The following is an 11317-nucleotide window of genomic DNA, read 5'->3' as shown; positions in this document are numbered from 1 at the left end:
TGGGCTGCCCGGCCCCCGCCCACCCGAGATGGCGACACCGATGCGCAAGAAGAAATCCCCCGTCAAAGACCTGCTGCTCACCCGCTATGCGCCGATCGCCGACGGTATCGCCGCGCTGTTCTTCCCGTACGCGGAAGTCGTGATCCACGACCTGCACGACCAGACCGTGCTGTATCTCGCGAACAACCTGTCGAAGCGCGAGGTCGGCGACGATTCCGCGCTGGAGGAAATCGATCATTCCGCGCGCGAGCGCGTGATCGGTCCGTACGAGAAGCTGAACTGGGACGGCCGGCGGATGCGCTGCGTGAGCAACGTGCTGTTCGACGACGAAGGCCACCCGGCCGGGATGATGTGCATCAACTTCAACATCGCGGTGTTCGACGAGGTGCGCGCGACGCTCGACCTGTTCATCAAGGGTGCGGGCGTGGTCGCGCAGCCGGACGAGCTGTTCCGCGACGACTGGCAGGAGCGCATCAACACGTTCCTGCACGGCTGGCTGCGCGAGCGGCAGGTCGGGCTGAACGGGCTCACGCGCGAGCACCGGCGCGAGCTCGTCGAAGCGCTGTACGCGGAGGGCGCGTTCCGCGGCAAGAGCGCGGCGAACTACGTCGCGAATGTGCTCGGGATGGGTCGCGCGACGGTCTACAAACACCTCAAGCACCTGAAGGAAACGCAGGGCGACGCGTAAGGGAAACGCGGCGGGCTGGTTCGCCGGAACGACGAAACGCCTGTTCGTCGGGACGCGCGGCGGCGGCCCGTATCGGCCATCGCTATCGGTGCGCCGCTTCCGTGTCTATGCTTCGTGATGCGGCGGGCGCCCGTTTCACGCGCCCGCCCAGCCTGGACGAAGCGTCGAAGCACAAAGTGATATAGTCCCGGTTACACTTTTTTGCTGCCCGGAATCGCCCATGACGACCGCTCCCGCCCCGATTGCCCGCCCGACCCTGACCGTCGAAATCTGGTCCGACCTGATCTGCCCGTGGTGCTGGATCGGCAAGCGCCGCTTCGACGAGGCGCTCGCCGCGTTCGCGCACGCCGAGCGCGTCGACGTCGCGCTGCGCGCATACCGGCTGATGCCGGGCCAGCCCGTCGAGCCGGTCGAGGCGATGCTCGCCGGCAAGTACCGGATGTCGCCCGCGCAGGTCGACCAGATGCTGCGCCAGGTGACCGAGGCGGCCGCGAGCGTCGGGCTGCGTTACGACCTGCCCGGCACGCTCGTCGGCGACACGCTCGACGGCCACCGGCTCGTGAAGCTCGCGGAAGCGACGGGCCGCGCGCACGCGCTGACCGAGCGGCTGTACCGCGCGTATTTCTGCGAGCACGGCTCGCTGTTCGATCACGCCGAGCTGACCGAATTCGCGGTCGAAGCGGGGCTCGAGCGCGCGGCCGTCGAAGACGTGCTGCGCAGCGACCTGTACCGCGACGAAGTCGAAGCCGACATCGCCCGCGCCGCGCAGATCGGCGGGCGCGGCGTGCCGCTGTTCGTGTTCGGCGGCCGTTACGCGGTGTCGGGCGCGCAGCCGGCCGACGCGTTCGCGCAGGCGCTCGACCAGGCATGGCGCGACGGCATCGTCGAACTCGACGGCAGCGACGCGGCCGCATGCGGCCCCGACGGCTGCGAACTGCCGGCGCGCGCGTAACGCCCGTCGCATCCGTCACGCGCGTCCCGCCCGGACGCGCGACTACGCATCGCTCCTGCCACAAACCGGCAGGAAGCCCGCGCCGAGGGGGCCTACAATGCATCCTTTCAAATAACTATCAGAAGGCTGCAAGCCCATGACCCACGGGATCCACGGCGAAAAGCGCTGGTACGCGCTGATCGTCCTCTGCCTCGGCGTGCTGATGATCGTGCTCGACAGCACGATCGTGAACGTTGCGCTGCCATCGATCAGCACCGACCTCCATTTCACCGAAACAGCCCTCGTGTGGGTCGTCAACGCGTACCTGCTGACGTTCGGCGGCTGCCTGCTGCTCGGCGGCCGGCTCGGCGACCTGTATGGCCAGCGGCGCATGTTCCTCGCCGGCCTCGTCGTCTTCACGCTCGCGTCGCTCGCATGCGGCCTCGCCCAGTCGCAGACGATGCTGATCGCCGCGCGCGCGGTGCAGGGGCTCGGCGGCGCGGTGGTGTCGGCCGTGTCGCTGTCGCTGATCATGAATCTCTTCACCGAGCCCAGCGAACGCGCCCGCGCGATGGGCGTGTACGGCTTCGTCTGCGCGGGCGGCGGCAGCATCGGCGTGCTGCTCGGCGGGCTGCTGACGAGCTCGCTGTCGTGGCACTGGATCTTCCTCGTCAACCTGCCGATCGGCATCGCCGTCTATGCGATGTGCGTCGCGCTGCTGCCTCGCCTGCGCGCGCCGGCCGGCACCGCACGGCTCGACGTCGCGGGCGCGGTCACCGTGACCGCATCGCTGATGCTGGCGGTCTACGGGATCGTCGGCGGCAACGAAACCGGATGGCTGTCGACGCAGACCGTCGTGCTGATCGGCGCGGCCGTCGCGCTGCTCGCCCTGTTCATCGCGATCGAGGCGCGCGCCGCGCATCCGCTGATGCCGCTCACGCTGTTCGCCGCGCGCAACGTCGCGCTCGCGAACGTGATCGGCGTGCTGTGGGCGGCCGCGATGTTCGCGTGGTTCTTCCTGTCCGCGCTGTACATGCAGCGTGTGCTCGGCTACGGGCCGCTGCAGGTCGGTCTCGCGTTCCTGCCGGCGAACCTGATCATGGCCGCGTTCTCGCTCGGGCTGTCCGCGCGCATCGTGATGCGCTTCGGGATCCGCGGCCCGATCGCGGCCGGCCTGCTGATCGCGGCTTGCGGCCTCGCCCTGTTTTCGCGCGCGCCGGTGGACGGCGGCTTCGCCTGGCACGTGCTGCCCGGCATGACGCTGCTCGGCATCGGCGCGGGCGTCGCGTTCAACCCGATGCTGCTCGCCGCGATGAGCGACGTCGATCCGGCCGATTCCGGGCTCGCGTCGGGGATCGTCAACACCGCGTTCATGATGGGCGGCGCGCTCGGCCTCGCCGTGCTCGCGAGCCTCGCGGCCGCCCGCACCGACGTGCTCGCGGCCGCGAACGCCGCGCCGCTCGACGCACTGAACGGCGGCTACCATGCGGCTTTCGCGTTCGGCGCGGCATTCGCTGCCGCCGCCGCGCTGATCGGGCTCGCGCTGCGCATCCGGCGGCAGGACGCCGTCGAAGGCGCCGGCCCCGCGATGCACTGACGCCGACGAGCCGCAGGCGGCGGACGAATCCGGCCGGTTGCATCGAACCTGGGGCGCGCACCGTCGCGCCCTTTTTCTTCTTCCGGGTGCCGCGCACCGCCCGTCCTGTCGTCGCAGGCCGGCACCGGCCACCACGTTGGTCCTGCCCCGTTCAAACGCCCGTTTCAGCGCCGCCTGCCGCCCGCGCCTTCCCGGCCGATTTTTAACGCAGTCGTACACCGACCCGCCACATTTGCGACAATGGCGGACTTTGACCCACGCGCCGCTACCGCCGAACGCCGCATAACCGCCTCCTTCCGATGTCGCTTCCCCATATCGATCTGCTGTACTCGTTGTCCGGCCTGTTCGTCGGCATCCTCGTCGGCCTGACCGGCGTCGGCGGTGGTTCGTTGATGACGCCGATCCTCGTGCTGCTGTTCGGCGTCCACCCCGCGACGGCGGTCGGCACCGACCTGCTCTATGCGGCGGCGACCAAGGCCACCGGCACGCTCGTCCACGGCCTGAAGGGTTCGATCGACTGGCGCATCACGGGCCGGCTCGCGACAGGCAGCGTGCCGGCCGCGGCCATCACGCTGTGGTGGCTGCACACGCACGGGATGAACACGCCGGGCACCGCGCGGATGATCCAGCTCGTGCTCGGCATCGCGCTGCTGCTCACGTCGCTCGCGCTGATCTTCCGGCCGCAGCTCACCGCGTTCGCCGCGCGCAACCCGCTCGCGCCGAACCCCGCGCGCACGCTGTGGTCGACCGTGCTGACGGGCGCCGTGCTCGGCGTGCTCGTGTCGATGACGTCGGTCGGTGCCGGCGCGATCGGCGTCACCGTGCTCCTGCTGCTGTATCCGATGCTCGCGACGACCCGCATCGTCGGGTCCGACATCGCGCACGCGGTGCCGCTCACGCTGGTCGCCGGCATGGGCCACTGGCTGCTCGGCTCGGTCGACTGGTCGATGCTGCTGTCGCTGCTGCTCGGCTCGTTGCCGGGCATCGTGCTCGGCAGCCTGCTGTCGGCGCGCGCACCCGAGCGGCTGCTGCGCAATCTGCTCGCCGCGACGCTCGTCGCGGTCGGCGTAAGGCTCGTACTCGCGTAGGCAGGCGCCGATCCCGCCCTTCACCCGCGGCTCCGCCCTTTCCCGGCCAGCGCATCCGACGCGCGGCGCCCTCCGCTGCCGATAAAAAACAGCCCGACCGGCCTGCGCCGATCGGGCTGTCTTCCGTCCGGGGCGGCTCGAGCCGCCCGCCGCGCTTACTGCCCCTGCTGCTGCAGTTTCTGCTGCTTGAGCTGCTGCGTGCGCGCCTGCAGCTTCAGCACCCGCTGCAGGGCGGTGCGGTTCGCGAGGATCCCGTCGTAGAAGTTGGCGAGATCGCCCTTCAGCGCGGTCCGCGACGCGTCGTTCAGGTAGATCATGTGGCCCGACGGGTAGTTCTTGATCGTCAGGTTCTGCGCCTTGAGCGTCGGGTCGAGCGGCATCTGCGCGAGCGTCAGCTCCGTCTGGTGGAACGGCGTAACGGCGTCGAAATAGCCGTTCGCCGACAGCACCTTCAGGTCCGGGTTCACGCTCATCGTCGACGCCAGGTCGCCGGCCGTATATAGCGTGTTGCCGCCGCCCTTGTTCGCGCCGGTCGGGTCGGTGTGGCTGAAGTCCCAGTTGTTGAAGACCTGGTCGTTCAGGTCCACGAACGACGACGTCGACGTGTACTTGAGGTCGGTGTTGATGTAGCTGTTCCACAGCACCGTGTACGCGCCGCCGACGTTCGTGATCGACGGATCGTTGCTGCCCGAGTTCGGCAGGATGTACGGCGCGATGCCCTTGCCCGTGAAGTTCGCGCGACCGTCGTACTGGCCGATCTGCGTGCCCGGCACGAGCGTCAGGAAGAACGTGTACGGCGGGTTGTCGTCCGACGACGGCACGTTGCCGAGCGCGGCCGGGTTGCCGAACGTCTGGATCAGCGACGTCGGGTCCGTGCCGATGTACGCGCCCATCTGCTGCGCGGTCTGCAGGTTCAGGTTCAGCCGCACGTTCACGAAGCCGCCGTCCTGCGGGTTCGGCTTCTGCGCGAGCGGCGCGAGCGTGTTGTCCGCGTAGTTGCGGGCCTGGACCATGTACGCGTCGAGATCGGTCGGCGTCGGGTTGAGCGTCGTCTTCTTCCAGTAGAACGCGTCGGCCGCGAGTGTCGGGAACGTGCCCGGCGCGGACAACGCATTCGCGTAGTCGAGGATCGACGACTGCAGCGTGATCCCGTTCAGGTCGATGCCGTCCTCGTGCAGCACCCACGACACGACCGCGCTGCGCGCGGTGCCGTACGACTCGCCGTACAGGAATTTCGGCGAATTCCAGCGCGAATACTTGGTCAGGTAGCGCTGGATGAAGCGATCGATCGAGCGGGCGTCCTGGTCGGTGCCCCAGAAGTCCTTGTTCTTCGCCGGGGCGATCGCCGTCGAATAACCGGTGCCGACCGGGTTGATGAACACGAGGTCGGTACGGTCGAGCAGGCTGTCCGGGTTGTCGAGCAGCTTGTACGGCGCGGGCGGCGTGAAGTTCGGGAACGACGACTGCAGGCGCTTCGGCCCGTACGAGCCGAGCAGCAGGTAGACCGACGACGAGCCGGGGCCGCCGTTGTAGAAGAACGTGACCGGGCGCGGCTTCGACGGGTCCGGGTTGTCCTGCGTGTACGCGACGTAGAACATCTTCGCGTTCGGGGCCGACGTGACCGGGTCGATCGTCGTCAGGTGGCCCGTGGTGGCCGTGTACTTGATGGTCTTGCCGCCGATCGTGACCGAACGGTGGACGACGGCCGCCCCTTCCGTGGAATCCGTGACCGCGTCGTTCGGCCCGGTGCCGTACACGTCGTTGTCGACGTACGGCTGGTCGGCCGCTGCGGCCGTTGCGTTGGTGTTGGCCGACGTGCTGGCGCCGGCCGACGTCGCAGCCGCGGCGGCAGCCGAAGCAGCCGGGCTCGGCCCGTCGTCGCCGCCGCACCCCGTGACGAGCAGCGCCGCGGCCGCGGCTGCGGCGAGCGGCACGCTCAGTGTCGTTCCGAATAGCGCGAAACCGTCTTTCAAGGACTTCCGTGTCGTCATTATTGCCTCTCGAACAGAACGATAAATACCGCCGGTCGCAAAGGATCATTTGCGCCGGCGCTCCGCACCAGGAATGCATTCGTTATGCGACGCACTCCGAGTTTTTTACCGGATCGGTGAATACCGATCGGCACGATTTACCCCACCCATGTTTTTTGCAACCGCACAATGGAATCAATTCCATTGCAAACGGCAATTCAATAATCCGCAGCAATACGAATTCATTGCGCGAATTTGCATGCACACAAAATCGACGGCAAAAACACACCCCGCAAGGCCCGCCCGACAAGGGCACCTCGCTTGGAACAGACGAACGATCCCCCTCGGCGAGATACCGATTAATCGCAGAATGGCGATCAACCTCGACTCGAGCCGATTTAACAAAATCGAAAGGATCGATTAACTAAACGGAAAGGAATATCTTCGTATCTGTAATTTATTAAATTAAGTGAAAATACCGGCGCATATTAGGGTTCTGATTTACCGCCGTAAAGTAAGAATTTGTTACAGCGCTCGCCATTCGGACAAAAGCCAATCCGGGACCGATTCCATTCGCACAAAGGAAAAAGCCGGACCGCTGTCCGGCTTCGTGCGGGCGGCTCGACGGGCGCCGTCAGAGCGGCACGTCGATCGTGCCGGCGCCGGTCGTGATCGCGTTCGCCCCCGGCGCGGCCGAGATCGGCGGCAAGTTCGCGCTCGTCAGCGCGGGCGCGGCGCCCGGCGTGCCGCCGCGCGGCACCGTGCGGATCACCTGCGACGGCGGCAGCGGTGCACCGTTCTTCAGGTGCCGCCACATCAGGTTCAGCGCCTGCAGGTTGTAGTAGTGAACCGGCACGAAGCGCGTGTCGAAGCCCGGCACCGGCAGGAACGCGTCGAAGTGCTGGCCGTTCGTCACCTCGTAGAACACGAGCCGGCTGCGCCCGCCTTCGCTGATGCCGTTCTGCGCGACGTACGCGCGCGATGCGTGGTTCACGGGCACCAGCGCATCGCTGCGGCCCTGGACGATGATCGCCGGCTTGCCCTGCAGGTTCGCGTTCACGCGCACCGCGTCGACGTTCGCGGGCATCCCGAGCATCCCGTTCGTCCAGAGCCGGCGCAGGCACAGCGCGCCCGCGAAGCTCGCATCGGGTGTCGCGAGCCGGTGGTCGATACCCGCGCCCGTGTTGAACACGAGGTCGATGCCGGCCGTCGGCGGCACGCCGTTGCCGACGCCGAAGACGGCCGGCATCGGCGACGTGGCCGGCGCGGTGACGGCGCCCGTCGCCGGGTTCGTCGTCGCGAAGCTGAAATTGCACAGGTTGTCGGTGACGCGCGAGCGCGTGTACGCGTTTGCATACGTGACGGCGATCGCCGGAATCGCCTGCGAATCCCACATCGGCGCTTGCAGCAGGTCGGAATCGGCAAGGTAGCCGGCCGCGTGGAGCTGCGCGAGCGCGTCGGCGGCCTGGCTTTGCGTATCGGCCCCCGACACGAGCCCGGCCGCGGCGAGCGTCGCGCAGCGCTGCGTGCGGATCGACTGCGTGGTCGCCGCCGGCAGCGCGCTCAGGTACGGCGCAGCGGCAAGCGACGCCGACGCGGCCGCGCACGGCTGAAGCAGGTTCGCGAGGGTCGCGTAGTCGGCCAGCGGCCGGCCGAACGACGGCACCGGCTGGCCGCCCGAGCGCACGACCGCGTTCGGCGCCATCCGCACGTTGATTTGCGGCTCGCCGACCACGACCGCGGTGATCCAGCCGCGATTGTCCTGCTCGGCCGCCGCGAGCGACGCGCCGCCGCCGTTGCTGACCGACGCGGCGATCGTCGTGATGTCGCCCGCGCGATAGCGCACGCCGTGATGCGAGCTGTCGATCAGCGGGCCGAACTGCTCGTTGAGCGCCCAGTACGCGAACTCGACCGACTGCAGCGTCACGCGCCCCCAGTCCTGCTCGGGATTCTGCTGCGAATGCGCGTGCTTGAACGCATAGCGGTTCGGGAAGCGGGAATTGAAGGTGGCGAGATCGCCGCTCGTCACGTTCGCGGTGAACAGGCTCGCGGTGCCGGCCAGCACCGCGTTGGCGAGCGTGCCGTCGATCAGCGTGACGGTGTCCGACATGAGTTCGTGCGCGCCGTTGCCGCCGCCCTTGTCGTTGTAGGCAACCGCGCAGCCGCGCTTGAGCGCCCATTCGCCGGCCGCGGAAATCGCGCCGTACACGCCGCGCGAGCCCGACGACGTCGCGGTGACGATGCACGGCTGCGCGGGATTGAAGCTGGCGGGCACCTGCACGAGCAGCGTCACGTTCTTGCTGCCGCTGCCGTCGTCGGAGTATGCGAGATATTCGGTGCCGGGGATCTTGCCTTCGCCGAGCGTGGCGTTGCCGTCGAGATCGACGTTCGGCCCCCAGAAGCGGCCGTAGCCGCCGTTCGCGCTCATGTCGACGAGCGCGCGGTAGTTCGACCAGATCGCGAGGCGGCGCAGCTCGGCGCCCGTCGGCCGGGCGGCGTTCGCGAAGCCCGGCGCGGTGGCCGAGCCGAGGCCCGTCTTGCCGAGGCCGGCCGTCAGCAGGTCGTCGCTCGCGCCGTCATAGGCTGTCGTGCGCACGCTGCCGGACACGAAACCGGGCAACCGGTTGCGCTCGGCCGATTCGTCGCCGTTGCAGGCGCCGAGTAGCGCGATCGCGGCCAGCGCCGCGCCGAAAACCATCCGCCTGCCCCACCCGAGCCTCGTCATCGCCGCCCTCTCGATATCGTTATCGGTCCGCCGCCGCTTCATGCGGCTTGCGGCCTCTCAAGCGCAAACGGGCCCCGGCATGCCGGGGCCCGCCTGGAAACGGGCGCACGCGGCGCTCGCGCGCCGCCGCCCGGCATCACTGCTGCTGAACCGTCAGCTTGTTCGTGACCGACGTCACGCCCGCCACGCCCTTGGCTGCGGCTTCGGCCTTGTCGATCTGGTCCTGGGCCGGCATCGTGCCTTCCAGCGTGATCGCGCCGCCCTTCGAACGCACGACGAGGTTCGACACGTTGACGCCCGATTCCTTCGAAATCGCCTTGCGCACCGTATAGCCGAGCTTGCGGTTCGCCTTCTTCGCGGTTTTCGCGGCGGCCTTCGGCGCGCTGGTCGCTGCCGCGGGCGCTTCCGTTGCCGCCGCATCGCTCGACTGCGCATACACGCTGCCCGACAGACAGGCCGCCACGGCGGCGACACCCAACGCTCTCAACACGATCGACTTCATGCTATCTCCTTATCACTCCGGAACGGCCGTGCACAGTACGGCCGGATACCCCCAAAAACAGCCGGCCCGCGCGCGAACGGGCGGGACAGCCGGTGTTTTCCACGGCGATACGAGAGAGGCAAGACGGGCTGGCGGACGGCGCACGCGAGAGCGGGCCGGCCGGGCCGGACAGCCGCCGGCCGGACGCGCCCGGTCTCATTGCGTGCCGGGTCGCGCGCGAATCGGGCGCGGCTGCGTCGCACAATGTAATCCAGCGCCCGCGGAAGCGCAAAGCTTTTGACGCGGCGGCCCCCGCCGCTGTCGTCGCGCCGCCGCGCCGCACTCGCGCACGCACCGCGAAACCGGGTACCATCGCCGCGAGAATCCGCATCGTCCGCGCCGACCGTCACCGATACGTCACGCCAGCGTCATCCGCCGCCCCCCATGAAGCCAGCCCGCCCCCGCCCGCCTCGCCGCATCCTCGCCCGCTTCGTCGCGGTGTCGTGGCGCGACCTCGCGCTGTCGATCGGCCCCACCGTGCTGCTCGCCGCCACGGCCGTCTGGCTCGCGGTCAAGCTGATCCAGCCGGCCCCGCCGTCCACGCTCGTGATCTCGTCCGGGCCGCCCGGCAGCACGTACTGGAACGCCGCGCAGAAATACAAGACGATCCTCGCGAAGAACGGCGTCACGCTCGACGTCCAGTCATCCGAAGGGTCCGCCCAGAACCTCGCGCGGCTGTCGAACCCGAACGCGCCGGTCGACGTCGGCTTCGTGCAGAGCGGCATCGGCCCGAAGGAGCGCGACGAACACCTCGTGTCGCTCGGCAGCATCGGCTACGTGCCGCTTGCGATCATGTACCGCGGCCCGGTCGTCGCGCGCCTGTCCGACTTCAAGGGCAAGCGGCTCGCGCTCGGCGCGGAAGGCAGCGGCGCGCGCGAACTGAGCCTCGCGCTGCTGAAGATGAACGGCATCGTGCCGGGCGGGTCGACCGAGCTGCTGCCGACCGCCGGCGAGGATGCGGCCACCGCGCTGCTCGACGGCAAGATCGACGCGGCATTCCTGTCCGGCGACTCGACGCAGATCCCGGTGATGGCGAAGCTGTTCCGCGCACCGGGCGTGCACGTGTATTCGTTCACCCAGGCCGAGGCGTACGCGCGGCGCTTCCCGTACCTGACCGCGATCACGCTGCCGATGGGCGTCTACGATCTCGGCCGCAACCTGCCGCCCGCCGACATCCACACGGTCGCGCCGACCATCGAGCTGGTCGCACGCGACTCGCTGCACCCCGCGCTGTCCGACCTGCTGATCGAGGCCGCGCGCGAGGTGCACGGCCACGCGACGATCCTGCAGCACGCGGGCGAATTCCCGTCGTCCGTCACGCGCGGCTTCCCGCTGTCCGACGACGCCGCGCGCTACTACAAATCCGGCAAGACCTTCCTGTACCGGCGGCTGCCGTTCTGGGTCGCGAGCCTCGTCGACCGGCTGCTCGTCGTGGTCGTGCCGCTGATCGTCGTGCTGATCCCCGGGCTGCGGCTCGTGCCGTCGCTGTACGGCTGGCGCGTGCGCTCGCGCATCTACCGCTGGTACGGCGCGCTGATCGCGCTCGAGCGCCGCGCGCTCGGCGAGCACACGGCCGAGGAGCGCGTGCAGCTGCTCGACGAACTCGACGACATCGAGGAAGCCGTGAACCGGATGAAGATGCCGCTCTCCTATGCGGGCCAGTTCTACGTGCTGCGGGAGCACATCGGCTTCGTGCGCGAACGGCTCACCGCGCACGACCACGACACGCCGGCCGGCCCGCCGGGCGCCGGCGGCCCGCCGCAGGCACGTGCCGACG

Annotated in this window: 8 protein-coding genes; 5 read left to right on the top strand and 3 right to left on the bottom strand. The window is 68.8% G+C overall.

Annotation, left to right across the window (positions count from 1 at the left end; translation table 11 throughout):
- Positions 1–4: 4 nt before the first annotated feature.
- The 4 genes from DPV74_RS33645 (at position 5) to DPV74_RS33630 (ending at position 4304) form a co-directional block, all read left to right on the top strand.
- Positions 5–688, top strand: coding sequence for a transcriptional regulator (locus tag DPV74_RS33645; protein ID WP_276140962.1), 684 nt, complete (start codon positions 5–7; stop codon positions 686–688).
- Between the two features lie 220 nt (positions 689–908).
- Positions 909–1640, top strand: a complete 732-nt coding sequence (locus DPV74_RS33640) for a DsbA family oxidoreductase (protein ID WP_027788231.1) — start codon at positions 909–911, stop codon at positions 1638–1640.
- 136 nt (positions 1641–1776) lie between these two features.
- A complete protein-coding gene (locus DPV74_RS33635; RefSeq protein ID WP_119338754.1) occupies positions 1777–3216 on the top strand; it encodes a DHA2 family efflux MFS transporter permease subunit in 1440 nt (479 codons plus the stop codon).
- Between the two features lie 299 nt (positions 3217–3515).
- Positions 3516–4304, top strand: coding sequence for a sulfite exporter TauE/SafE family protein (locus tag DPV74_RS33630; protein WP_119338753.1), 789 nt, complete (start codon positions 3516–3518; stop codon positions 4302–4304).
- A 155-nt stretch (positions 4305–4459) separates the two neighbouring features.
- Here the strand turns inward: DPV74_RS33630 and DPV74_RS33625 are convergent, their stop codons facing one another.
- The 3 genes from DPV74_RS33625 to DPV74_RS33615 form a co-directional block, all read right to left on the bottom strand.
- Entirely contained in the window at positions 4460–6295 is a 1836-nt protein-coding gene (locus tag DPV74_RS33625) for a S10 family peptidase (protein WP_027788234.1), read from the bottom strand.
- Positions 6296–6908: 613 nt separating this feature from the next.
- Positions 6909–8999 (bottom strand): D-(-)-3-hydroxybutyrate oligomer hydrolase, encoded by a 2091-nt coding sequence (locus DPV74_RS33620; protein WP_119338752.1) that lies wholly within the window; start codon positions 8997–8999, stop codon positions 6909–6911.
- A gap of 136 nt (positions 9000–9135) precedes the next feature.
- Complete coding sequence (locus DPV74_RS33615; RefSeq protein WP_021157129.1) at positions 9136–9501, bottom strand: BON domain-containing protein; 366 nt, start codon at positions 9499–9501, stop codon at positions 9136–9138.
- 423 nt (positions 9502–9924) lie between these two features.
- Here DPV74_RS33615 and DPV74_RS33610 point away from each other — a divergent pair.
- Positions 9925–11317, top strand: a 1393-nt coding sequence (locus tag DPV74_RS33610; RefSeq protein ID WP_119338755.1) for a TAXI family TRAP transporter solute-binding subunit, incomplete at its 3' end; no start/stop codon positions are given.

The organism is Burkholderia sp. HAN2018 (assembly GCF_024704855.1).
Taxonomy (GTDB): domain Bacteria; phylum Pseudomonadota; class Gammaproteobacteria; order Burkholderiales; family Burkholderiaceae; genus Burkholderia; species Burkholderia cepacia.
Note: the sequence above shows the minus strand (reverse complement) of the source record. Positions and strands in the feature narration are given on the sequence as shown.

What these genes read in the sequence shown, in the direction of transcription:
- DPV74_RS33640 (WP_027788231.1), top strand. Translation starts at nt 909, where the DNA reads ATGACGACCGCTCCCGCCCCGATTGCCCGCCCGACCCTGACCGTCGAA.
- DPV74_RS33635 (WP_119338754.1), top strand. Translation starts at nt 1,777, where the DNA reads ATGACCCACGGGATCCACGGCGAAAAGCGCTGGTACGCGCTGATCGTC.
- DPV74_RS33630 (WP_119338753.1), top strand. Translation starts at nt 3,516, where the DNA reads ATGTCGCTTCCCCATATCGATCTGCTGTACTCGTTGTCCGGCCTGTTC.
- DPV74_RS33625 (WP_027788234.1), bottom strand. Translation starts at nt 6,295, where the DNA reads ATGACGACACGGAAGTCCTTGAAAGACGGTTTCGCGCTATTCGGAACG.
- DPV74_RS33620 (WP_119338752.1), bottom strand. Translation starts at nt 8,999, where the DNA reads ATGACGAGGCTCGGGTGGGGCAGGCGGATGGTTTTCGGCGCGGCGCTG.
- DPV74_RS33615 (WP_021157129.1), bottom strand. Translation starts at nt 9,501, where the DNA reads ATGAAGTCGATCGTGTTGAGAGCGTTGGGTGTCGCCGCCGTGGCGGCC.